The sequence below is a fragment of the Compostimonas suwonensis genome (assembly GCF_002797855.1).
GTDB lineage: Bacteria > Actinomycetota > Actinomycetes > Actinomycetales > Microbacteriaceae > Compostimonas > Compostimonas suwonensis.
Genome location: NZ_PGFB01000001.1, coordinates 348091 through 371162, shown reverse-complemented (window position 1 = coordinate 371162; position 23072 = coordinate 348091). Strand labels below are relative to the sequence as shown.

Genomic DNA, 23072 nt, shown 5'->3' with positions numbered 1-23072 from the left:
TCTCGTCACCGATTGCCGCTCACGTCGCCGGATCATCGGTCGTCGATACCTGCGTTCGACGATCCCTGCGTTCGTCGATATCTCTGTTCTCCCAGTCTCCTCGCCGTGACGGAGAAGAGGCAGGGATCCGGGAGGACTTCTGTCCTGAGGTTTCACGTGAAACTCTCCCATCCCACGCGTCGCAGGCAGTGGTCCGACCTGGGACGGGCTGACGTCGTATAGAGATGTTTCACGTGAAACCTTCGTGTCACTCGCCCGGGTACATTCGCGTCGAACCGACCGTGTCGACCCTTTGAGGCGAGGTGTCGGGCACGGAGCGAACCACAACGGGTACTACACAACGACGTATCGGCTGCGATAAGCGTGGCCAGTGAATCGCAAACAATAAATGGAGTGATGGGGTGGTGAGTACGGAGCAGTGGGAGTAATAGCCAGGGGTGGTGAGTTCGGAGACATGCATCATGCCAATGGCAGGAGGTGAGTCCGGAGCGCCGAACACGGAGCGCCGAACGCACTGAAACCGAGTCCGTCTGCCACAGCGTGCACACATCCGACTCGGCGTCACCGCGAGACCTCGCGTTACTCCGCTATCCATTGCCGCACCCCGTACTGTCTCTCAACGTCGTGCGCCCGGAGATGCCGTGCGCCCCGACAACAACACCCTGTCCGAAAGACGCAGCGATACGCCACCGCAGTCGGGCGGCCCGTACGCCTCTCGCGTGGTCAGGAGTCAGGTGCTCCCGACCAGGTCGACCCACGAGCCAACACAGCAGCGACACCCAGCCCGAGCATCGATGGAGCACTCGCATCCGGCGCAGATTCCATCGCGAGGGCGGCAGCAACGGAGCCGTAGCCAAAGGACGACGGCGAATCACCTTTCCGAGATGTTTCACGTGAAACGTCTCCATGCCCGATCGTCCTGGAGGTCCGTGATGCTCCCGGATCCTCGGCCCTCCTGGGTCGAAGGCCTCACCGTCACTCCCTGACGCGTCTCGTCGCTGCCCGACTAGGCAGGGGAGCGGCTCGGGGAGACGCCTCTAGCCGACCGTTGCTCGAACGACGCGGGTGACCTCAGGCAGCAGGCCTTCTCCCAGCACGAGGATCTCGGGCTCAGACAGCCGATACTTCCTGATGGCCTTCTCGGCGGCGGCGATCTCGGCGGCGGCGCCCGCGCCCTTCATGAGCACGAGCTCACCGCCGGCGCCGACCAGCGGAGCGGTCAGCGGGATGAGCGTGCGCAAGGCGCTGACCGCGCGAGCGGTCACCTGGTCGATACGCTCGTCGAGCTTGACCTCCTCGGCGCGAGCGCGCACGACCTGCACGTTTGAGAGCTCGAGCTCTGCGACTTGATCATTGAGCCACGCGACACGTCGTTCCATGGGCTCGATGAGAACGAACTCGACGTCGGGTCGCGCGATCGCGAGGACCAGACCGGGCAGACCCGCTCCCGAGCCGACATCTCCGACTCGACCGGGACGAAGCAGGGGAGCTACGAGCGCTGAGTTGAGGATGTGACGAGTCCACAGGCGGGGGAGCTCGAGGGGGCCGATGAGCCCGAGCTCCTCGCCCTGACGAGCAAGGTTGTTCGTGAACCGCCGGGCGAAGTCGAGCTGCTCACCGAAGAGAACAGCCGCGGCATCCGGCTCGGCTTCGAGGATCTCCGTCACTGTTTCACGTGAAACTATGCGGAGCGCGTGATGACCGTGTGACGGTCGCGGCCTTCGCCTTCGGACTCCGAGAAGAAGCCCTTGTCTGCCACGATGTCATGCACGAGTTTGCGCTCGTACGACGACATGGGCGGCAGCGCGGCGCTCTCCGCACCCGCTTCGATCCGCTCGATCGCCGCTTCGACGAGCTCGGCGAGCTCACCTTCGCGGGTCTCGCGGGATCCGCCGATATCGAGGATGAGCCGCGAGTACGAACCCGTGCGGCTCTGCACCGCGAGACGGGTGAGCTCCTGAAGGGCGTTCACCGTCTCTGGGCGGGAGAGCACGCGCAGGTTGCTGCCTTCGTTGGCATTGACCGAGAGGTAGGCCCGTCCGTTGCGCGCGTCGATGTCGATGTCCCCGTCGAGGTCGCAGATGTCGAGGAACTCCTCGATGTAGTCGGCGGCGATGTCGCCTTCGTCTTCCAACTGCGACTGAGTCGGAGGTTCGACCGGCGCGTCGACGACGGGGGAGCTCTCGGCGCTCTCGAGGTTCTCCAGCTGAACTGAGTCTGTCATGTCTATTTCTTTCCGCCCGATTGCTTCTTCGCACGGCTCTTGCCGACCGGCTGCTGACGCTGTGTTTGCTTCTTCTCTTCGACCACGATCGTGTCGCCGGCAGCCGACGACTCCTCGATCTTGAGCTTGCCCTTGCGGGCGAGCCGCTCCTCGCGGGCCTTCGCTGCGTCACTGCCCGGAGTGGGCATACGACGGATCACGATGAACTGCTGAACCATCGTCCAGATGTTCGTGGTGAGCCAGTAGAACATAACGCCGAGGGGGAAGGTGAATCCCGAGAAGGCGAAGACGAGGGGGAGGATGTAGAGCAGGATGCGCTGCTGACGGAACATCGGGCTCGCCTTGGTCTCCGGCGACATGTTCTTCGAGACGATCTGCAGCTGAGTGAAGAACTGGGATCCGGTCATCAGGACGACCATGATCGCCGCGATGACCATAACGGCCACCTGCGGGGGGTTCGCGTTCATCGCCGCGGAGAAGCTCGAGTGGAGGGGAGCGATTCCGAAGAGCGAAGCGTCACCGAACTGCTTGCCGAGCTCGGCGTTGAGCGGGCCGACACCCTGCTTGCCGTGCTGTGCGTCGTTGAGCACCGAGAAGAGCGCGAAGAAGATGGGGATCTGAAGCAGCATCGGCAGGCACGAGCTCAACGGGTTGGTTCCCGTGCGCTTGTACAGCTCCATGGTCTCGCGGGACATCGCCTCGCGAGAGAACTGATCCTTCTTGCCCTTGTACTTGTCCTGGATCTTCTTCAGCTGAGGGGCGACCTCGAGCATCCTGCGCTGGTTCTTGATCTGCCGCACGAAGAGAGGGATGAGCGCGGCACGCACAACGAGCACCAGGCCCACGATGGAGAGCACCCAGGTGAGCCCGGCCGCCGGATCCATGCCCACGTTCGTGAACAGCCAGTGGAAGGCCACGAGGAGCAACTCCACGACCCATTTCAATGGCCACAGGACTGTGCCGATGATGTCGGGCATAAGTCGGGTTAACCCTTTCCGTGGCTGTCCGCCACGACGAATCCGAATGGTGTGGTGGTGTAACGGCGTTTCGACTTCAACGGCACGTCGTCGATTCCGCCCTCCGCCCACGGATGGCACCGTGCCAGACGCCGGGCGGCCAAAGCGCTGCCGATGACGACACCGTGTTCCTGTATGGCCTGCAGAGCGTAGGCGGAACAGGAGGGATAGTAACGGCAGACATCACCGTAGAGCGGGGAGATCCCGGCGCGATAGCCGCGAAGTGCGAGCACAGCGATATTGCGCGGCAAGAGCACAGCCACCGACACCGGCGTGTTCGTCATCTGACGCTGCCTCTACTCACTGCCAAGGAAATCTCTGCTTGCAGGGTAGCCCATGAAGCCTCGACGGAAGCTGGAAGCGCTCGCACGACGACGTCGGTGCCGGGCTTCGCCGTTTGACACGGGCCCGTGCTCGCGGCGGCCTTCAGCCGCCGGCGTACGCGATTGCGTACCACCGCGTTGCCGACGTTCTTGGCGACGATGAAGCCGAAGCGCACCTGATCGCTCGACGAGTTCGCACGCACGTACGTGACGGTGTGCTCACCGACCGATCGGACCCCCCGGCGCACCGTCACTCGGTAATCGTCTCCACGAGTGATCCGGTTGGCTTTGGCGAGCACCGTCAGCTGTTAAGCGGAGAGTTCCGTGCGGCCCTTACGACGGCGAGCGGAGAGGATCGCACGGCCGGCGCGCGTGCGCATACGGAGGCGGAAGCCGTGCACCTTGGCGCGGCGGCGGTTGTTCGGCTGGAAGGTTCTCTTACTCATGATTCGGTCTCCACTGTTTCGGTTCTTCGCAGGCCAAAACTCATGTGGCCGGAAAACTTGAATGGTGCCAGACAGGCACAGGTCAACTGATTAAAAATACGGCTCCGCTTGACTTAGGTCAAACTCAGGCTGTGTAAACGATCGATTCTCCACAGTTATGGGTGAATTCCGGCCGCGACACGCGGTACGAATCTACAGTCAACTTGATAGCGGGCACGCGACTAGTTAGCGTAAGACCCTTAGTTATCCCCAGGCTGGTCGGCGCAAGCAGCGCGGAATACCGCAGATTTTCGGTACCCCGTGGATAACTTTGTGAATACTTTGCACCACGCAACAACCGTGCACAAACACGACTTGGCACGACACGAACCATCTGCACCACACAAAGCATCATCGGATGCTGCAGTCGCAGCATGAACGCACCAAACGGGATCGCGGGCAGCGCGGGGGCGGCGCCGGATGTCAGATCCTTACACAGTAGAAGCACGGGGAGCCATGGCTGAAGCCGAACAAGACATTTCCGAAGTCTGGGGGGCGATCCTGTCGATCCTGTCGACGGACGACGACATCACTCCGGCTCTCTACGGATTCCTGAACCTCGTCGAGCCCAAGGGGGTGGCGGCGGGCACGCTCTACCTCGAGGTGCCGAACGACTTCACCGCGAACATGCTCAACCAGCGGATGCGCACCTCGTTGCTGCGCGCGATCACGACGCTCGAGGACTCGGTGGCCATGACCACCTACTACGTCGTCGTGAACCCCGAGCTCGAGCACGACGCTCCGCAGACGACCGTCGAGACGGTCGAGCCCTCCTATATAGAGACCCCGCCGCCGGCGCAGCCGCTCTACGAGAGCGCACCCGCCGAACGCCCGCACGACGCCCGGCTCAACCCGAAGTACAGCTTCGACAACTTCGTGATCGGCGGCTCCAATCGTTTCGCCCACGCCGCAGCGGTCGCCGTCGCCGAAGCGCCCGCCAAGGCCTACAACCCGCTCTTCGTGTACGGCGAGTCCGGCCTCGGCAAGACCCACCTGCTGCACGCGATCGGGCACTATGCGATGAGCCTCTATCCCGGCATCCGCGTTCGCTATGTGAGCTCGGAGGAGTTCACGAACGACTTCATCAACTCGATCGCGAACAACCGCGGCTCGGTGTTCCAACAGCGCTACCGCAACATCGACATCCTGCTCATCGACGACATCCAGTTCCTGCAGGGAAAGGCGGAGACCCAGGAGGCGTTCTTCCACACCTTCAACACCCTGCACGATCACAACAAGCAGGTCGTCATCACGAGCGATCTGCCACCGAAGCACCTCACGGGCTTCGAAGACAGGATGCGCTCCCGCTTCGAGTGGGGCCTCATCACCGATGTGCAGGCCCCCGACCTCGAGACCCGCATAGCGATCCTGCGCAAGAAGGCGCAGAGCGAGAAGATGCAGGTGCCCGACGACATCCTGGAGTTCATCGCCTCGAAGGTCTCCTCGAACATCCGCGAGCTCGAGGGAACCCTCATCCGGGTCACGGCGTTCGCGAGCCTCAACCGCACCCCTGTCGACATGGCGCTCGTGCAGACGGTGCTCAAAGACCTCATCACCCTCGATGAGGACAACGTCATCGCGCCCGTCGAGATCATCAACAACACGGCCGAGTACTTCAAGCTGAGCGTCGACGACCTGTACGGCTCGTCACGCTCGCAGGCCATCGCGACGGCGCGCCAGATCGCCATGTACCTGTGCCGCGAGTTGACGAACCTCTCCCTGCCCAAGATCGGGCAGCTGTTCGGCAACCGCGACCACACCACGGTCATGTACGCCAACAAGAAGATCAGCGAGCTCATGAAGGAGCGCCGCTCGATCTACAATCAGGTCACCGAGCTCACGAGCCGCATCAAGCAGAACCACCGATACAACAAGATGTGACCGCTCGGATCCCGCGGACTTTTTGACCTGTGGATAACTTGTGGAAACTCTCGCCCGATTCGTGGGCAATATGTTCACTGTTCGAGCCGGGCTGTGAATGACAAAGATTTCCGGCCGCGATCAACTCCCGCTTTCCACCGCGGTTTCCTGTCGGTTCAACAAGTCACACGGATGTAGTTCCCAAGTGCCGCCTGGCATCGACAGAGTTATCCACAGTTTCCACACCGGTTAACACCATTAACCCTTCTCTTAATTAATTGGGGGAGGGGATAACCTTCACGGGCAGGCCGCCCGAACAGATCTGGGACGGTCCAGGAATGACAAAGACAGCTAGCATGGTGACGACTATTCGGCTCTTCATCGATTGGGGTACTTCGTGAGGTTCCAGGCGAATCGCGATGTGTTCAGCGAAGCGGTCTCCTTCGCCGTCAAGTTGCTTCCACAGCGCACGACCCTCCCGATCCTGAGCGGCGTCCTCATCGAGGCGAACGAGACCGGCCTCCAGCTCTCCTCCTTCGACTACGAGGTCTCGGCGCAGACGACAATCGCCGCCGACGTCGAGGAGACCGGCACCGTGCTCGTCTCCGGCCGGCTTCTCGCCGAGATCGCGAGCAAGCTCCCCAACGCACCCGTGCACTTCTCGACGGAGGACTCCCGCATCCGCGTGAGCTCGGGATCCGCGAGCTTCACACTGCTGTCGATGCCCGTCGAGGAATATCCGAGCATCCCTCAGGTGAGTGCGCAGACGGGTCTCGTGCCTGCTGACGAGTTCGCGGCCGCCGTCGCGCAGGTCGCGGTCGCGGCATCCCGTGACGACGTCACGCCGGTCATCACCGGAGTGCAGCTCGAGGTGGGAGAGACGAGCCTCGGCCTGGTCGCGACCGACCGCTACCGCGTCGCGGTGCGCGAGATCGACTGGGATTCCGGCAGCAACGGCGCCTCGGCCGAGCCGATCACGGCCCTCGTGCCCGCGCGCACCCTGCAGGAGGTCGGCAAGACCTTCGGCCACAGCGGAACGATCTCGATCGCCATCACGAGCAAAGACGACCGTGAGCTCATCGCCTTCACGGGCGACAAGAAGACCGTGACCTCGCTGCTCATCAAGGGCAACTTCCCTCCCGTGCGCCGGCTCTTCCCCGACACGGTCGAGAACTACGCCGTGCTCAACACGGCCGAGCTCATCGAGGCGACCCGTCGTGTCTCGCTCGTGCTCGAGCGAGAGGCCGCCCTGCGCTACAGCTTCACGAACGACGGCCTCACTCTCGAGGCCCTCGGATCCGAGCAGGCTCAGGCGTCCGAGACGATCGACGCCATCCTCACCGGAACCGAGACCGTCGTGAGCCTCAAGCCGCAGTTCCTGCTCGACGGCCTGAGCGCCGTGCACTCCGAGTTCGTGCGGATCTCGTTCACCAAGACCGACAATCCGAACAAACCCGGGCCCGTGCTGATCACCGGTCAGTCGTCGAAGGAGCAGGTCACCTCCGACAGCTACCGTTACCTCCTGCAACCCAACCTCCTCCTGCGCTGAGCGCATTTTTTTCGAATTCGAACGAAGGATCCCCATGCACATCGGTCTTGTCGGTCTCGGCAAAATGGGCAACAACATGCGCGAGCGTCTGCGCGACCACAACATCGAGGTCACGGGCTATGACAGCAACCCCGCGGTCACGGATGTCGCCTCGCTCGGCGATCTCGTCGCAGCGCTTCCGGCCCCTCGCGTCATCTGGGTCATGGTTCCGGCCGGCGCCATCACCGACAGCGTCATCGTCGAGCTCTCCGAGCACCTGGTCGAGGGCGATCTCGTCATCGACGGCGGCAACTCGCGCTTCACCGAGGACTTCAAGCACGCCGAGCTGCTCGCCAAGACGGGGGTCAACTTCATCGACGCCGGCGTCTCGGGCGGTGTCTGGGGTCTCAAGAACGGCTACGGGCTTATGGTCGGCGGCCCGGCATCCGAGGTCGAGCGGGTCATGCCGGTCTTCGACGCGCTGCGCCCCGAAGGCCCCCGCGACGAGGGATTCGTGCACGTGGGCGAGGTCGGCGCCGGTCACTACGCGAAGATGGTGCACAACGGCATCGAGTACGCGCTTATGCAGGCTTACGCAGAGGGCTACGAGCTGCTCGACACCAAGAAGGACATCATCAAGGATGTCCCCGGAACCTTCAAGGCCTGGCAGCGCGGAACCGTCGTACGCTCCTGGCTGCTCGAGCTCCTCGTGCGAGCGCTCGAGGAGGATCCGGAGTTCGAGGCCATCGAGGGCTACGTCGACGACTCGGGCGAGGGCCGCTGGACGATCGAGGAGGCCATCGAGAACGCCGTTCCGGTTCCGACCATCAGCGCCTCGATCTTCGCCCGCTTCGTCTCCCGCCAGGAGGATTCGCCGGCGATGAAGGCCGTCGCCGCTCTGCGCAACCAGTTCGGCGGTCACGCGGTCAAAAAAGCCGACTAGTCGGCCAGACCGGACGCACGTGCAGGTCACCCACCTCAATCTCGTCGACTTCCGAAACTACCGGCATGCCGACGTGTCGTTGTCGGCCGGCCCCAATCTGGTGGTCGGCCGCAACGGCCAGGGCAAGACCAATCTCGTCGAGTCGCTCGGCTATCTGAGCACCCTCGGCTCGCACCGGGTCTCGACCGATCAGGCGCTCGTGCGGCAGGGAGCGGACGCCGCGATCGTGCGCGCCCGCGTCGCGCACGGCGAGCGCGAGTTCCTCGTCGAGGTGCAGATCAACCGCTCGGGCCCCAACAAGGCGCAGGTCAATCGCGGCGCCGTGCGGGTGCGCGACCTTCCGCGGTATTTCTCGAGCGTGCTCTTCGCGCCCGAAGACCTCGCGCTCGTGCGGGGCGACCCGTCGGGTCGCAGACGGTACCTCGATCAGCTCATCGTCGTGCGCTCCCCGCGCATCGCCGGCGTGCTCGCCGACTACGAGCGGGTGCTCAAACAGCGCAACACCCTGTTGAAGTCGGCACGGGCGACCGGGATCAAGGGCGCAGCCCTCTCGACCCTCGACGTCTGGGACGAACGCCTCATCGAGCTCGGCTCCGAGATCATCGATGAGCGCGCGCGTCTCGTGGCCGCGCTCGCCCAGCCGGTGCGCGACGCCTACCACTCGGTGGCCGACGGCGATCACACGCCCCGTCTCATCCGATCGCTCAGTATTCTCGGTGCGGATCCCGATCGAGCCGACGATGCCACCGGCTCCGGCGGCGACGCGGATGCCGCGGGGTCGACGGTCGCGTCGTCCGATGCGCAGCCCGCCGAACGGGCCGACATCCGTGCCGCCTTCACCCAGGCACTCGCCGACATCCGCCGGAAGGAGCTCGACCGCGGCGTCACCCTCGTCGGCCCGCATCGCGACGACGTCGTCTTCGAGCTCAACGGCCTGCCCGCCAAGGGCTACGCGAGCCACGGTGAGTCGTGGTCGTTCGCGCTCGCCCTCAAACTCGGTGCCGCCGAGCTGCTGCGCCGGGACTCGCCGAGCGGCGACCCCGTACTCGTGCTCGACGATGTCTTCGCCGAGCTCGACCGCGGCCGCCGGGCCCGTCTCGCCGAGGCGGTCGCGGGCTACCAGCAGGTGATCATCACCGCGGCCGTCTTCGACGACGTTCCCGAGGCGTTGCGCGAGAACACGATCCACATCCGCTCGGGCGAGGTCGTGGAGGCCACGGATGTCGAATGACACAGGCGATCGGCCGGCGACCTCAGCCGCGGCATCCCGCGAGACGGAGTCGAAGGTCGTCTACAACCGCTTCAAGGCGGTCTTCGGCGACCCTAGCCTGCGGGGGAAGAGGCCCACGAAGGGCCGGCGGGAGCAGAAGGCCTCGAGTGTCCCCTTCGGCTCGGGCCGCGATCCCCGCGGCCTCGGCGACGTCGTCGACTCGCTCACCCAGCAGCTCGGCTGGTCGTCGCCTCTCGCCCAATCGGATCTGGTGGCGTCGTGGAGCGAGCTCGCCGGCGCCGAGACCGCTCAGCACTCGAGCCCGGTGGGGATCGAGGAGGGCGTGCTGACCGTGCAATGCGATTCGACGGCCTGGGCGACCCAGTTGCGCCACATGCGTGTCGAGATCATGAGCCACATCGCCGTGCGCTACCCCGACGCCGGGATCGAATCGATCAAGTTCCTGGGGCCTAACACCCCTTCGTGGAAACGCGGCCCCAGGTCGATTCCAGGGCGTGGTCCGCGCGATACCTACGGTTAGTGAGGCAAATCAGGTCACCCTGCGTAAAAGAAGGCCCCAGATCGTCGAATGTCAGTCGTTGCCAAGCCTCTATTTGATAGAATGAATGGTCGAAAGCATGACGGTCAGGAGCCTAATTTCATATGACAACGGAACCACGATCGGCTGAGCAGGAAAATACCTACGGCGCAAGCCAGATTCAGGTTCTTGAAGGCCTCGAGGCGGTACGCAAGCGTCCCGGGATGTACATCGGTTCCACCGGTCCCCGGGGTCTGCACCATCTCGTCTACGAGATCGTCGACAACTCCGTCGACGAGGCCCTTGCAGGATACTGCGACGACATCACAGTCACCATCAGGCAGGATGGCGGGGTGCGGGTCGTCGACAACGGCCGCGGCATCCCCGTCGGCATCCACCCGATCGAGAAGATCTCGACCGTGGAGGTCGTCCTCACCAAACTGCACGCCGGCGGAAAGTTCGGCGGCGGCGGATACGCGGTCTCCGGTGGCCTGCACGGCGTGGGAAGCTCCGTGGTCAACGCCCTCTCGACCGAGTTCGACGTGGAGGTGCGTCGTGAGGGCCACGTCTACCGGCAGAGCTATCACATCGGCGTGCCGAAGGCCCCCCTCGCCGAGGGCGAGGAGACGAGCGAGACCGGCACGATCATCACCTTCTGGCCGAACGCCGACATCTTCGAGTCCGTCGAGTTCGACTACGAGACCCTGCGCGCGCGGTTCCAGCAGATGACCTTTCTCAACAAGGGGCTGCGCATCACGCTCACCGATGAGCGCGAGACCCTCGACGACGGCTCCTTCCACAGCGACTCCTATCTCTATGAGAAGGGACTCGTCGACTACGTCGAGTACCTGAACACGGCCAAGAAGTCGGAGATCATCCACGACGAGGTCATCTCGTTCGAGTCGGAGGACAGCGATCGCAAGATCTCCCTCGAGGTCGCGATGCAGTGGACGACCGCGTACAACGAGAGCGTGCACACCTACGCCAACACGATCAACACCCACGAGGGCGGAACCCACGAAGAGGGGTTCCGTGCCGCGCTCACGACGCTCGTCAACAAGTACGCGCGTGAGAAGGGCATCCTCAAGGAGAAAGACGAGAACCTCTCGGGCGACGACGTGCGCGAGGGTCTCACCGCCGTCATCTCGGTGAAGCTCAGCGAGCCGCAGTTCGAGGGCCAGACGAAGACCAAGCTCGGCAACACCGAGGCGAAGGCGTTTGTGCAGAAGGTCGCCGGCGATCAACTCGGCGACTGGTTCGACCGCAACCCGGGGCAGGCCAAAGACATCATCCGCAAGGCGATCCAGGCGGCGACCGCTCGCCTGGCCGCCCGCAAGGCCCGCGAGACCGCCCGGCGCAAGGGCCTGCTCGAGGGCGGCGGCATGCCCGGCAAGCTCAAGGACTGCCAGAGCAAAGACCCGTCGATCTCCGAGATCTTCATCGTCGAGGGCGACTCGGCCGGCGGCTCCGCCGTGCAGGGCCGCAACCCCGAGACTCAGGCGATCCTGCCGCTGCGCGGCAAGATCCTCAACGTCGAGAAGGCCCGGCTCGACCGCGCGCTCGCGAACAACGAGGTGCAGGCGATGATCACGGCGTTCGGCGCCGGGATCGGGGAGGACTTCAACCCCGAGAAGGCCCGCTACCACAAGATCGTGCTCATGGCCGATGCCGACGTCGACGGCCAGCACATCACGACACTGCTGCTGACCCTGCTCTTCCGCTACATGCGCCCGCTCATCGAGTTCGGCTACGTGTACCTCGCGCAGCCGCCGCTGTACCGGCTCAAGTGGTCCAACTCCCCGCACGAGTACGTCTTCAGCGATCGGGAGCGCGACGCGCTTCTCGAGCTGGGTGCGGCATCCGGCAAGCGCATCCCGAAAGACAACGGGATCCAGCGCTACAAGGGTCTCGGCGAGATGGACTTCAAAGAGCTGTGGGAGACCACGATGAACCCCGAGACCCGCACGCTGCTGCAGGTGACCCTCGACGACGCCGCTGCCGCCGACGAGATCTTCGCGACCCTCATGGGCGAGGATGTCGAGTCACGCCGCAGCTTCATCCAGAAGAACGCGAAGGACGTACGTTTCCTTGACATCTGACAACACGCCATCTGACGACATCACGCCATCCGACGACATCACGCCCGACGACATCTCGTCGGCCGTTCCCGACGTCCCTGTCACGAGCGAGGCGGATGCCGCGGCAGCGGCCGCGGTGCACCTGAGCGTCCACGGCAAGATCGACCAGGTCGACCTGCAGCTCGAGATGCAGCGCTCCTACCTCGACTACGCGATGAGCGTCATCGTCGGCCGCGCCCTCCCCGAGGTGCGCGACGGGCTCAAGCCCGTGCACCGCCGTGTCATCTACGCGATGTACGACGGCGGCTACCGCCCCGACCGCGCGTTCTCGAAGAGCTCGCGCGTCGTCGGCGAGGTCATGGGCCAGTTCCACCCGCACGGCGACGCGTCGATCTACGACGCGCTCGTGCGTCTCGTGCAACCGTGGAGCCTGCGTTACCCGCTCGCGCTCGGCCAGGGCAACTTCGGCTCCGCCGGCAACGACGGCGCGGCCGCCCCCCGGTACACCGAGACGAAGATGGCCCCTCTCGCGCTCGAGATGGTGCGCGACATCGACGAGGAGACCGTCGACTTCCAAGACAACTACGACGGCCGCACTCTCGAGCCGACAGTGCTGCCGAGCCGGTTCCCGAACCTGCTCGTCAACGGCTCGGTGGGCATCGCGGTCGGCATGGCCACCAACATCCCGCCGCACAACCTGCGCGAGGTCTCGGCGGGCGCCCTCTGGTACCTCGCCAACCCCGAGGCGAACCGCGAGGAGCTGCTCGAGGCCCTGATGCAGCGGATCAAGGGCCCCGACTTCCCGACCGGCGCCCAGATCCTGGGTGTCAAGGGCATCCACGACGCCTATCGCACGGGCCGCGGCTCGATCACGATGCGCGCCGTCGTCGCGGTCGAGGAGATCCAGGGCCGCACCTGCCTCGTCGTCACCGAGCTGCCGTATCAGGTGAACCCCGACAACCTCGCGATCAAGATCGCCGAGCTCGTCAAAGACGGCAAGATCACGGGCATCGCCGACATCCGCGACGAGACCTCGGGCCGTACCGGCCAGCGCCTCGTCATCGTGCTCAAGCGCGACGCGGTCGCGAAGGTCGTGCTCAACAACCTGTACAAGCACACGCAGCTGCAGGAGAACTTCGGCGCGAACATGCTCGCGATCGTCGACGGGGTGCCCCGTACCCTCCCGCTCGACGGCTTCATCACGGCCTGGGTCGACCACCAGCTCGAGGTCATCGTGCGCCGCACGACCTTCCGCCTGCGCAAGGCGGAGGAGCGCGCCCACATCCTGCGCGGCTACCTCAAGGCGCTCGACGCCCTCGACGAGGTCATCGCCCTCATCCGCCGCTCCTCCACGGTCGAGGATGCGCGCGACGGTCTGATGGAGCTGCTCACGATCGATGAGCTGCAGGCCCGCGCCATCCTCGAGATGCAGCTGCGCCGCCTCGCCGCCCTCGAACGCCAGAGGATCGTGGACGAGGCCGCCGAGCTCGAGTTGCAGATCGCCGACTTCAAGGCGATCCTCGCCGACCCGACGCGCCAGCGCACGATCGTGAGCGAAGAGCTCAGCGAGATCGGCGATCGCTTCGGCGACGACCGCCGCACCGAGATCATGTTCGGCTTCGACGGCGACATGAGCGTCGAAGATCTCATTCCCGAGGAGGAGATGGTCGTCACCGTCACGCGCGACGGCTACATCAAGCGCACCCGCAGCGACAACTACCGCAGTCAGCACCGCGGCGGCAAGGGCGTCAAGGGCGCCCAGCTGCGGGCGGCGGATGTCGTCGAGCACTTCTTCGTGACGACGACGCACCACTGGCTGCTCTTCTTCACCAACACGGGGCGGGTCTACCGGGCGAAGGCCTACGAGGTGCAGGAGGCCGGCCGCGACGCGAAGGGCCAGCACGTCGCGAACCTGCTCGCCCTGCAGCCGGATGAGGAGATCGCCCAGATCCTCGACATCCGCGACTACGAGGCGGCGCACTACCTCGCCCTCGCGACGCGTGACGGCCTGATCAAGAAGACCCCGCTCGCCGAGTACGACACGAATCGTTCGGGCGGCATCATCGCGATCAAGCTGCGCGACGGCGACGAGCTCGTCTCTGCGCTGCTGGTCAACGAGGACTCCGATCTGCTGCTCGTGTCGCGCAAGGGCATGTCGTTGCGGTTCACCGCATCGGATGCCGCGCTGCGACCCATGGGGCGCTCGACCTCCGGGGTCATCGGCATGCACTTCCGCGATTCCGACCAACTGCTCGACGCATCCGTCGTCACCTCGAACGGTGCGATCTCCGCATCCGGGACAGAGGGCGAGGATGCCGCGGAGCGCTCGACCGAGGAGGCGTACGTCTTCATCGTGACCGAGGGGGGATACGCGAAGCGAACCTCGGTCGACCAGTATCGCCTGCAGAATCGTGGCGGTCTCGGCATCAAGGTGGCGAAACTCCAGGAGGCGCGCGGCGACCTCGTGGGCTCGCTCATCGTGGAGGACAACGATGAGGTCCTTGTGGTTCTTGCCAGCGGCAAAGTGGTACGCTCTGCTGTCGCCGAGGTTCCGGCCAAGGGCCGGGACACCATGGGCGTAGTCTTTGCAAAATTCGCTGAGGATGACCGGATCATCTCCATCGCGAAGAACTCCGAACGCAATCTGGACACCGTCGAAACCGAAGCGGGTGTTGCGGAGAGCGAAGCCGGGAAGGAAGAGGTAGCGAATGAGTAGCGTCGCCGAAAAACTCGCGAGAAAATCGAGTCGACCGAGCAGTAACAAGCAGGTCCGTCTCAAGCTGGTCTACATCGATTTCTGGTCGGCCGTGAAGCTGTCGTTCCTCGTCGCGATCTGCCTGGCCGTCGTCACGATCGTGGGAACCTTCCTCATTCACACCGTGCTGTCGCAGACCGGCATCTTCGACAACGCGAACGAGCTGTTCACCGACATCACGGGCGGCACGACCGACCTGCAGAGCTTTATCGGGCTGGGTCAGGTCATGGGCTTCGCCGTCGTCGTCGCCATTCTCAACACGGTGGTCGTGACGGCGCTGGGCGCGATCATCGCGCTCCTCTACAACCTCAGCGTGAAGATCACGGGCGGGCTGCTCGTCGGCTTCACCAACAACTAGCTTCTCCTCGCCCGATCGAGCGTGTTCTCGCACACGGCCAATTGGGAGAAACGGGAAGCTTCGGGTAGTCTCTAATCTGCCCAATCGGGGATATAGCTCAGGCGGTTAGAGCGCTTCGCTGATAACGAAGAGGTCCCAGGTTCAAGTCCTGGTATCCCCACAAAACCCTCACGGGGATCACTCCACAGGGGTGCATCCCCTGGTCGGTTGAGGGGCCTTAGCTCAATTGGTAGAGCGCCTGCTTTGCAAGCAGGAGGTCAGGGGTTCGATTCCCCTAGGCTCCACCCTCTGACTCTCCAACTGGACTCCACGATCGCGCGAGTGGACGTGAATCGGGGGTGCAGAACGGCCCACACCCCCGATTCGCGACCACTCGCGGGCTTGGGGAGGCGGCTATCCTCGGAGCGTGGTGAAATACGATGACGCCTCCTGGCACTACGACGGGGAGTTCCCCGAGGGTCTGCCCCGGTCCGCGGCAGCGACCCACATCGGCATGTTCCTGACCTGGTGCGTGCTGGCCGATCTCGCGAGCGAGGAACTGCTCGACGATGCGGGTGAGGATGTCGCCCAGCTGATGCAGCGCGAGATCACCCCCGGCGCGTTCATCCTCCTGCTCGACGGCGCGCTCGTCGACGACCAGCTCGATGAGGAGGGCAATGCGTTCGCCGTCGCATACTACGCCGGCGAAGACGACGACTCGCCCTACGTCGACGATTACGTCGACGTCTTCGACGAGGATGCCGAGGAGATCTACGAGGTGGCCGACAGCTGGTCGAACTTCGACCGGATCGCGCCGCACATCCGTGAGCGTTTCGACGGCTGGAGGGCCGCGGGCTCGCCGAGCTATCTGTGAACGCGTCCGCACGCACGACGTTCGATCGTCTGCTCGACTCGCTGCGCATCCCGTAGTGCTCGAAGCCGCATCACGTATCGTGGTCGGGTGGACATCCGAGTAGCGGCATACGGCGTCATCATCGAAGGCGGGCGCATGCTGCTCGCCCACTGGAACGAGAACGGCCACTCCGGCTGGACCCTGCCGGGCGGCGGCATCGACCCCGGCGAAGACCCCGCGGATGCCGCGCTCCGCGAGATCCTCGAAGAGACGGGCTACACGGCCGAGCTCGGCGAGCTCATCGGCATCAACTCCCATGTCGTGGATGCCGCGCGCCGCACCCACGGCGAAGGCGTGCCGTTGCACGCGCTCCGGATCGTCTACCGCGCCCGGGTCGTCTCGGGCGAGCTCACCGACGAGATCGGCGGCAGCACCGACCGCGCCGCCTGGTTCCCGCTCGAGGAGGTCGCCGCTCTCGACCGCGTCGGGCTCGTCGATGTGGGGTTGCGGTTCGCCGGGGTGAGCATCTAGCCGTTCGACGCGCTGCGGCCGCTCGAACACCGCGACATCGAAAAACGCCGGGGGCGGCATCCGTGTTGTGGATCCCGCCCCCGGCGTATCTGCGCGAGTCTCGAGCTGCTCTACTCGGCCGGGCCCACCAGCGGGTCGCCCTCGTCGTCGGCGACCCAGAGCTCGTCGTCGGCCCGGAAGGTCTGCCACACGGCGTACGCGACACCGGCCGCGGCGACGATGCCGAGCCCGATCGCGAGGTAGGTTCCGAAGCCCGGGCCGGACTTCTTCACAACGACGTTCTGCTTGTTGAAGCGGTCGACGGCCGCGCGCACGCGACTGTCTTTCGCGATGTCGGCGACGCTGAGCGCTGTGCCGATCGCCGTGCCCACCGCGGGGAGCACGTTTCCGACGAACTGGCGCTTGGCGGAGTCCGCGGCTGTGCGGCTCAGCGACATGCCCCGCTCGAGGTTCGGGCGCACGTACTGGTCGAGGGTGTCCTTCACACGCGGCGAGACCTGCTCGCGGGTGATGTTGCCGACCTGGCGGCTCGCCTCGCGGGCGATCGCGTTGGCCCGGTCGATGACGGCCTGCTGGTCGCGCCAGAGATCCTCGGCCGTTCCCCTGAGGCGCTTGAGTTCTTTGCGGCGCTTGCGTGACAGACTCATCTGGACCTCCATTGACGTCGTGTAACGAACAGGTACCATCTTGCCACTGAAAGCGCCGTGAGCGCTCTGCGAGCCGGCCGTGATTCAGCGGTGAGCGGAACTGGCACGAGGGGGTTGCGCGTGGGCGCTGTGCAAGAATTGACACATGTCAAAGCACACGGCCGTCGCTACGCTCCACACCAACTACGGTGACATCAAGGTCAACCTCTACGGCAACCACGCCCCGAAGACCGTCAAGAACTTCGTCGGCCTCGCCACGGGCGAGATCGAGTGGACCCACCCCACCACGGGCAAGGTCTCCACCGACAAGCTGTACGACGGAACGATCTTCCACCGCATCATCCCCGGGTTCATGATCCAGGGCGGCGACCCGCTCGGTCAGGGCATCGGCGGGCCGGGATACCAGTTCGACGACGAGATCAACCCCGAGCTCGACTTCACCGAGCCCTACGTGCTCGCCATGGCCAACGCCGGCATCCAGGGGGGCCGCGGCACCAACGGCTCGCAGTTCTTCATCACCGTCGGCCCGACCACCTGGCTGCAGGGCAAGCACTCGATCTTCGGCTCGGTCGACGACGAGGCCTCCCGCCAGGTCGTCGACAAGCTCGGCAAGGTCCCGACCGACGGCCGCGACCGCCCGCTCGACGATGTCGTGATCGAATCGGTCACCGTCGAGAACGTCTGACCCGAGCTCCTCGAGCTCCTGGGCGTCTGAGCTCCCGACGTCCGCGAATCCGCACCTCAACCCCTAGCTCCCCGAAGAGGACTCCGTGACCGAGGCCCCCGCGTCCCGGGACAACTACTGCTACCGGCATCCCGACCGGCAGAGCTTCGTGCTGTGCCAGCGATGCGGTCGCACGATCTGCCCCGAATGCCAGACGCAGGGCGCGGTCGGCGTCATCTGCCCGGAGTGCATGAAGGAGCAGAGGCAGTCGGCTCCGCGCATCAAGAAGCGCCGGGTGCTCACCCGCCTGACCGGCGAGGGGCGCCCGACCGTCACCTATGTGCTCATCGCGGTCACCATCCTGGTGTTCGTGCTGCAGCTCATACCCGGACTGGGGGTCACCCAGGCGCTCCAATACGCGGGCGTCTACTCGACTCCGGTGCTGTTCGAGCCGTGGCGTCTCCTCACGGCGGTGTTCGTGCACTCGACCTCGTTCTATCTGCACGTCCTGCTGAACATGTACACGCTGTGGATCTTCGGCCGGCTCCTCGAGAGCTATCTCGGCCACATCCGCTTCCTCTCGCTCTATCTCATCAGCGGGCTCGCCGGCTCGGTCGGGGTGCTGCTGCTGGCAGACCCGCGAGTTCCCGTGGTCGGGGCATCCGGAGCCATCTTCGGCCTCATGGGCGCCTTCTTCGTGATCCAGCGCAGGCTCGGCGGCAACAGCGCGCAGCTGCTCGTGCTGCTGGCGATCAACCTCGTGATCGGATTCATCCCGGGTTTCAACATCGCGTGGCAGGCGCACCTCGGCGGACTCGTCGGCGGTGCGCTCGTGGGCCTCATCTTCACCGAGACGCGGCGCCGCAACCAGAAGGGGCTGCAGATCACGCTTCTCGTCGCGCTCGCGGTCGTGCTCATCGTCGCCAGCGTCATCAAGGGCTACACCCTCGTCTGAGTTATCCACAGGTTTATTAACAGTGGGGATAGTTACACCGGTGTAATTGCTCTGTACCCCGTGTGCGTGACACGAAGCATGTGACATCCTGCCCGTCGGAGTGCGCGCGTGCGCTGAGACGGGAGCGGCGCGGCGGCTCGAATCGCTGCGAGCGGAGGGCCGGAGGGACCGGGTGGCAGACCGGTGGATGCCGTGACCCGGAGTGCGCGAGCTACGCGGGTGGCCTACGGGGTGCGTGAAGGGCGGGTGCGTGAACCGCCGGGATCACGCGAGTCGGGCGAGGGGAGGAATGGCCTCAGCGCCAGCGTGTTGTCATGAGGAAGCCGACGAAGGCGATGCCGAAGCCGATGAGGATGTTCCACGAACCGAGATCCTTGACGGGCAGAGTGCCCTGGCTCACGTAGAAGAGGATGATCCAGGCCAGCCCCAGCAGCATAAAGCCGAACATGACCGGCTTGAACCACACCGGGTTGGGGGCCTGCTCTCCGGAGGTGGACTCGTCCGTCCGTACGGGCTTGGTGTTGGTCTTCGCGCGTGCCATGTGGGAGATTCTACAGTGTCGGCGCAACCGGTGGATGGCGCACATCCGTCACGGTGCTCCGGGCGCGCCCGGCCCCCACTCCGGCACACGGCGAACTCACGGAAGACACGTCGACTTCGCCGGATAGAATTCTGCCATGACTGACCTCTTTGATGAGCTCGGTGTGCCCCGCGACGATCCGAACCCCCGGCGAAACGACGACACACCGATGCGGCGCCCGCGCAACAGGCGACGCAGATCACGGCCGACCTTCTTCGGCGTGCTCGGCGAAGTGCTCATCACGGGAGGTGTCGTCGTCCTGCTCTTCCTGGGTTGGCAGCTCTGGTGGAACGACTGGATCATGTCGAACCAACAGGCCTCGGCGGCGCAAGACCTCACCCAGCAGTTCATCGAGAACGATCGCGCGACGCAAGACCCGACCGCCCCGCCGCCCGACCCCGCCGTCGGCTACGGCGACCCCGTGGTCGGAGCGGCCCCGACCGATGGCGAGGCCTTCGCGGTGCTCTACATCCCGCGCTACGACATCAACAAGCCCCGCAAGATCGCGGAGGGCACGGGAACGAACGTGCTCAACAGCGAGTACCTCGGCATCGGCCACTACCCGGGAACCCAGATGCCCGGCGAGGTCGGCAACTTCGCGGTGGCCGCCCACCGCAGCGCCTACGGCGGCGGTATGCATCTCATCAACGAGTTCCAGCTCGGCGACCCCATCTACGTGCAGACGCAAGACGGCTGGTACACCTATCGCTTCCGTGACCTGGAGTACGTGCAAGACACCCAGGTCGACGTGCTGAACCCGGTTCCCGGTGTCGACGGCATCGCGCCCACCGACCGCATCATCACGCTCACGAGCTGCAACCCCCTGTACTCGACGGCGGAACGCATCATCGCCTACGGCGTCTTCGAGTCGTGGCAGCCGACCTCGGCCGGCCCGCCCGCCGACATCGCCGCGGCCGTGAACGCCGACGTCCAAGCTCAAGGATAAAAAGACATGTACGCATCGCTGTGGAGAATCCTTCCCGGACCGGTCTGGTTGCGCATCATCTTCGTGCTCATCCTCGTGGCCGCCGTGCTCTTCGTGCTCGCGACCTGGGTCTTCCCCTGGGTCGACCAGATGATCAACCCGCAGGAAGCGACGGTGGGCGGATGACCCGCGTCCTCGTCGTCGACAACTACGACAGCTTCGTCTACACCCTCAACGGCTATCTGCTGCAGCTGGGCGCCGAGACCGAGGTCGTGCGCAACGATCTCTTCCCGGCATCCGACGTAGCGGCGCGCATCGCCGAGTACGACGCGGTGCTGCTCTCGCCGGGGCCCGGTAAGCCGGCCGACGCGGGAACCTCGATCCCCTTCGTGCGCGCGGCGCTGAGCACCGGCACGCCGCTGCTCGGAGTGTGCCTCGGGCATCAGGCGATCGCCGAGGCCTTCGGCGCCACGGTCACGAACGCCGAAGAGCTCATGCACGGCAAGACCTCGCTCATCAGCCATGACGACAGCGACTTCTATGACGGGGTGCCTCAGCCGTTCACGGCCACGCGGTACCACTCCCTCGCCGTCGTCGACGGCACGGTTCCCCTCGAGCTCGAGGTGACCTCGCGCACGAGCGGGGGAGTCATCATGGGTCTTCGGCACCGCGAGGCGCACATCTACGGTGTGCAGTTCCACCCGGAGTCGGTGCTGACCGAGGGCGGGTACCGGATGCTCGGCAACTGGCTGGCGGTCGCCGGTCTGCCCGCCGCGCGTGAGGCGGCGCGTTCGCTCAACCCGCTCGTGCGTCTGAGCGAGCCCGGGCGCGACTAGAGGCCGAATGCGGGGCTGCAGCCGCGCGGGGGCCTTCAGCAGGGCTCGGGTCAGCCGGCCGGAGCCTCCGGCTGTGCGTCGCCCGCGCAGTAGGTGAGGGTGACCGCCGACTTCTGCGGAACATCGCCCGGGGCGAGCGATTGCTGGGTCACCGGTGACCCCGGCTGCGCCGGGCAGGCGGGATCGGGCTGGGGGGTCACGACGAGCTGCAGGCTCTCGCCCGTGAGGACGACCGTGGCCGAGCCGAGGGGCTGGCCGACGACATCCGGGATCGTGACGACGCCGCTCGAGACGACGAGGTTCACGGTGTCGCCGGCGTGGCCGGCCGCCTTCGCCGCCGGGTCGGAGCGCAGCACGACGTCGGCGAGCACCGTCGGGGAGTTCTCCCTGTCGACCGTGCCGAGGGTCAGCCCGGCGGTGGCGAGAGCGGCCTCGGCCTGACCCAGCGGGAGGTTGGTGAGATCGGGGATCTCCACCGGCTGCTTGCCGGTCGAGACGGAGACCTTGACGACCTGGCCGGGCGAGACGATCGTTCCGGCCGGCGGCATCGTCTCGATGACCTGGTCGACTTCTACGGTTTCGCTCGGCACGTCGACACGCGTCGCGGCGAGGTCGTCCTCCTGCAGGGCCGTCTGTGCCTGGTCGTAGGTCATTCCTGCGAGGTTCGGGACCTCACGGGAGGTGTCGGGCAGAACCTGGGTGGGCGTGAGGCTGAGCACCCAGAACACGACGGCGAAGATGATCACCGCGATGCTCGCGATGCCCGCCCAGATCCAGACGACGGGCGGCCGGTTCTGGGTGCGGACCATCCTGTCGTCTTCGGTGAGCTGTTTGAGCGCGAGCTCGGAGCCGGAGGTGCGTGGTGGTGGCGCTCCGAAGAGGCCCGCCGTCTCGTCGAAGGTCTTGTGGATGGGGACCCGGCCCTGGCCGGCGATCTCCACGTCGTCACGGAACTCGGCAGCGCTCTGGTACCGCTCGAAGCGGTCTTTCGCGAGGGCGCGCATGACGACGGTGTCGAGTGCCGGCGAGACCCTCGAGTTGATGCTGCTCGGCTTGACCGGAGTCTCGCTGACGTGCTGATAGGCGACCGCGACGGGGGTCTCGGCGCGGAACGGCGGTTTGCCGGTGAGCATCTCGAAGAGCACGACGCCCGTGGAGTAGAGGTCGGTTCGCGCGTCGACCGTCTCGCCCTTCGCCTGCTCGGGCGAGAAGTACGATGCCGTCCCGAGGATCGCCGTCGTCTGCGCGACGGTCGTCGACGAGTCGGAGATCGCCCGGGCGATGCCGAAGTCCATGACCTTGACCTGGCCGGTCTTGGTGATCATCACGTTGCCGGGTTTGATGTCGCGGTGCACGACTCCCGCCCGGTGGGAGTACTCGAGAGCCGTGAGGATGCCCTCGGTGATCCGCACGGCCTCGCTCGGGTCGAGCGGCCCGCGTTTGATGATGTCGCGCAGGAGCGTGCCCTCGACGTACTCCATGACGATGAACGGCAGCTGCGCCTCGGCGCCGCCCGGACCGGTGATGGTCTCCTCGCCCGCATCGAAGACGCGCACGATCGTCGGGTGCGCCATCCTCGCCGCCGCCTGCGCCTCCTGGCGGAAGCGCGTGCGGAAGACGGGGTCGGTCGCGAGGGAGGTCTTCAGGAGTTTGATCGCGACGGTGCGCCCGAGGCGTGTGTCGACGCCCTTGTGGACGTCTGACATACCACCCCGGCCGACCAGCTCACCGACCTGATAGCGGCCCGCAACGAGGCGAGTGTCTTCGGTCACGGTGCAACTCCA

The 23072-nt window shown here is 65.3% G+C and carries 24 protein-coding genes and 2 tRNA genes; 17 read left to right on the top strand and 9 right to left on the bottom strand.

All coding sequences use genetic code 11. The features are described from left to right. Nucleotides 1-1037: 1037 nt before the first annotated feature. Genes rsmG through rpmH form a run of 6 tightly spaced genes read right to left on the bottom strand, consistent with a single transcriptional unit; the run spans nucleotide 1038 to nucleotide 4009 of the window. Nucleotides 1038-1667: a 16S rRNA (guanine(527)-N(7))-methyltransferase RsmG gene (gene rsmG, locus CLV54_RS01660; protein WP_100343211.1), complete on the bottom strand. Its 630-nt coding sequence runs from the start codon at nucleotides 1665-1667 to the stop codon at nucleotides 1038-1040. Between the two features lie 14 nt (nucleotides 1668-1681). Then, entirely contained in the window at nucleotides 1682-2224 is a 543-nt protein-coding gene (locus CLV54_RS01655) for a Jag family protein (protein ID WP_100343210.1), read from the bottom strand. Between the two features lie 2 nt (nucleotides 2225-2226). Next, nucleotides 2227-3201 carry a membrane protein insertase YidC gene (yidC, locus tag CLV54_RS01650; RefSeq protein ID WP_100343209.1) on the bottom strand — a complete coding sequence of 325 codons (975 nt, stop codon included), beginning with the start codon at nucleotides 3199-3201 and terminating at the stop codon, nucleotides 2227-2229. A gap of 8 nt (nucleotides 3202-3209) precedes the next feature. Then, complete coding sequence (gene yidD / locus CLV54_RS01645) at nucleotides 3210-3524, bottom strand: membrane protein insertion efficiency factor YidD (protein ID WP_100343208.1); 315 nt, start codon at nucleotides 3522-3524, stop codon at nucleotides 3210-3212. Next, on the bottom strand, nucleotides 3521-3862 hold the full coding sequence (gene rnpA / locus CLV54_RS01640) for a ribonuclease P protein component (RefSeq protein WP_100343207.1): 342 nt from the start codon (nucleotides 3860-3862) through the stop codon (nucleotides 3521-3523). The genes yidD and rnpA overlap by 4 nt, the downstream gene beginning before the upstream one ends. Before the next feature lie 9 nt (nucleotides 3863-3871). Further along, a complete protein-coding gene (gene rpmH, locus CLV54_RS01635; RefSeq protein ID WP_022895130.1) occupies nucleotides 3872-4009 on the bottom strand; it encodes a 50S ribosomal protein L34 in 138 nt (45 codons plus the stop codon). Between the two features lie 495 nt (nucleotides 4010-4504). Here rpmH and dnaA point away from each other — a divergent pair, with 495 nt between their 5' ends. The 12 genes from dnaA (at nucleotide 4505) to CLV54_RS01575 (ending at nucleotide 16681) form a co-directional block, all read left to right on the top strand. Next, a complete protein-coding gene (gene dnaA / locus CLV54_RS01630) occupies nucleotides 4505-5929 on the top strand; it encodes a chromosomal replication initiator protein DnaA (protein ID WP_100343206.1) in 1425 nt (474 codons plus the stop codon). A gap of 376 nt (nucleotides 5930-6305) precedes the next feature. Continuing rightward, a complete protein-coding gene (dnaN, locus tag CLV54_RS01625; protein WP_100343205.1) occupies nucleotides 6306-7457 on the top strand; it encodes a DNA polymerase III subunit beta in 1152 nt (383 codons plus the stop codon). 34 nt (nucleotides 7458-7491) lie between these two features. After that, nucleotides 7492-8379 carry a phosphogluconate dehydrogenase (NAD(+)-dependent, decarboxylating) gene (gene gnd / locus CLV54_RS01620; RefSeq protein ID WP_100343204.1) on the top strand — a complete coding sequence of 296 codons (888 nt, stop codon included), beginning with the start codon at nucleotides 7492-7494 and terminating at the stop codon, nucleotides 8377-8379. A gap of 19 nt (nucleotides 8380-8398) precedes the next feature. Beyond that, nucleotides 8399-9610, top strand: a complete 1212-nt coding sequence (gene recF, locus CLV54_RS01615) for a DNA replication/repair protein RecF (protein WP_100343203.1) — start codon at nucleotides 8399-8401, stop codon at nucleotides 9608-9610. Next, nucleotides 9600-10130 (top strand): DciA family protein, encoded by a 531-nt coding sequence (locus CLV54_RS01610; RefSeq protein ID WP_100343202.1) that lies wholly within the window; start codon nucleotides 9600-9602, stop codon nucleotides 10128-10130. The genes recF and CLV54_RS01610 overlap by 11 nt, the downstream gene beginning before the upstream one ends. 122 nt (nucleotides 10131-10252) lie before the next feature. Continuing rightward, the gene (gene gyrB, locus CLV54_RS01605) at nucleotides 10253-12226 is read left to right on the top strand and encodes a DNA topoisomerase (ATP-hydrolyzing) subunit B (protein ID WP_100343201.1); all 1974 of its coding nucleotides are present in this window, start codon (nucleotides 10253-10255) and stop codon (nucleotides 12224-12226) included. 166 nt (nucleotides 12227-12392) lie between these two features. Beyond that, nucleotides 12393-14921 carry a DNA gyrase subunit A gene (gyrA, locus tag CLV54_RS01600; RefSeq protein WP_425430255.1) on the top strand — a complete coding sequence of 843 codons (2529 nt, stop codon included), beginning with the start codon at nucleotides 12393-12395 and terminating at the stop codon, nucleotides 14919-14921. Beyond that, nucleotides 14914-15318: a DUF3566 domain-containing protein gene (locus CLV54_RS01595; protein ID WP_100343199.1), complete on the top strand. Its 405-nt coding sequence runs from the start codon at nucleotides 14914-14916 to the stop codon at nucleotides 15316-15318. The genes gyrA and CLV54_RS01595 overlap by 8 nt, the downstream gene beginning before the upstream one ends. A gap of 86 nt (nucleotides 15319-15404) precedes the next feature. Further along, a tRNA-Ile gene (locus CLV54_RS01590) sits at nucleotides 15405-15478 on the top strand. Nucleotides 15479-15529: 51 nt separating this feature from the next. After that, a tRNA-Ala gene (locus tag CLV54_RS01585) sits at nucleotides 15530-15602 on the top strand. A gap of 122 nt (nucleotides 15603-15724) precedes the next feature. Next, nucleotides 15725-16171: a DUF7832 domain-containing protein gene (locus CLV54_RS01580; protein ID WP_100343198.1), complete on the top strand. Its 447-nt coding sequence runs from the start codon at nucleotides 15725-15727 to the stop codon at nucleotides 16169-16171. An 87-nt stretch (nucleotides 16172-16258) separates the two neighbouring features. After that, nucleotides 16259-16681 (top strand): NUDIX hydrolase, encoded by a 423-nt coding sequence (locus tag CLV54_RS01575; RefSeq protein ID WP_100343197.1) that lies wholly within the window; start codon nucleotides 16259-16261, stop codon nucleotides 16679-16681. A 110-nt stretch (nucleotides 16682-16791) separates the two neighbouring features. Here the strand turns inward: CLV54_RS01575 and CLV54_RS01570 are convergent, their stop codons facing one another. Beyond that, nucleotides 16792-17328: a hypothetical protein gene (locus CLV54_RS01570; protein WP_100343618.1), complete on the bottom strand. Its 537-nt coding sequence runs from the start codon at nucleotides 17326-17328 to the stop codon at nucleotides 16792-16794. 145 nt (nucleotides 17329-17473) lie between these two features. On the opposite strand from CLV54_RS01570, the gene CLV54_RS01565 reads away from it, so the two are divergent. Together CLV54_RS01565 and CLV54_RS01560 are read left to right on the top strand one after the other, a co-directional pair. Beyond that, nucleotides 17474-18013, top strand: a complete 540-nt coding sequence (locus CLV54_RS01565) for a peptidylprolyl isomerase (RefSeq protein ID WP_100343196.1) — start codon at nucleotides 17474-17476, stop codon at nucleotides 18011-18013. Nucleotides 18014-18098: 85 nt separating this feature from the next. Beyond that, nucleotides 18099-18947 carry a rhomboid family intramembrane serine protease gene (locus CLV54_RS01560; RefSeq protein WP_100343195.1) on the top strand — a complete coding sequence of 283 codons (849 nt, stop codon included), beginning with the start codon at nucleotides 18099-18101 and terminating at the stop codon, nucleotides 18945-18947. A 295-nt stretch (nucleotides 18948-19242) separates the two neighbouring features. Here the strand turns inward: CLV54_RS01560 and CLV54_RS01555 are convergent, their stop codons facing one another. After that, on the bottom strand, nucleotides 19243-19488 hold the full coding sequence (locus CLV54_RS01555; RefSeq protein WP_100343194.1) for a cell division protein CrgA: 246 nt from the start codon (nucleotides 19486-19488) through the stop codon (nucleotides 19243-19245). Between the two features lie 136 nt (nucleotides 19489-19624). Here CLV54_RS01555 and CLV54_RS01550 point away from each other — a divergent pair, with 136 nt between their 5' ends. From CLV54_RS01550 to CLV54_RS01545, 3 genes are read left to right on the top strand one after another with little or no spacing between them, the layout of a single operon-like run. Then, nucleotides 19625-20473, top strand: a complete 849-nt coding sequence (locus tag CLV54_RS01550; protein WP_211294406.1) for a class E sortase — start codon at nucleotides 19625-19627, stop codon at nucleotides 20471-20473. A gap of 6 nt (nucleotides 20474-20479) precedes the next feature. After that, nucleotides 20480-20638, top strand: coding sequence for a hypothetical protein (locus CLV54_RS17655; RefSeq protein WP_170061939.1), 159 nt, complete (start codon nucleotides 20480-20482; stop codon nucleotides 20636-20638). After that, nucleotides 20635-21288, top strand: a complete 654-nt coding sequence (locus tag CLV54_RS01545) for an anthranilate synthase component II (protein ID WP_100343193.1) — start codon at nucleotides 20635-20637, stop codon at nucleotides 21286-21288. The genes CLV54_RS17655 and CLV54_RS01545 overlap by 4 nt, the downstream gene beginning before the upstream one ends. Before the next feature lie 50 nt (nucleotides 21289-21338). Here CLV54_RS01545 and pknB read toward each other — a convergent pair whose 3' ends face one another. Next, nucleotides 21339-23060 carry a Stk1 family PASTA domain-containing Ser/Thr kinase gene (pknB, locus tag CLV54_RS01540; RefSeq protein WP_100343192.1) on the bottom strand — a complete coding sequence of 574 codons (1722 nt, stop codon included), beginning with the start codon at nucleotides 23058-23060 and terminating at the stop codon, nucleotides 21339-21341. Between the last annotated feature and the right edge of the window lie 12 nt (nucleotides 23061-23072).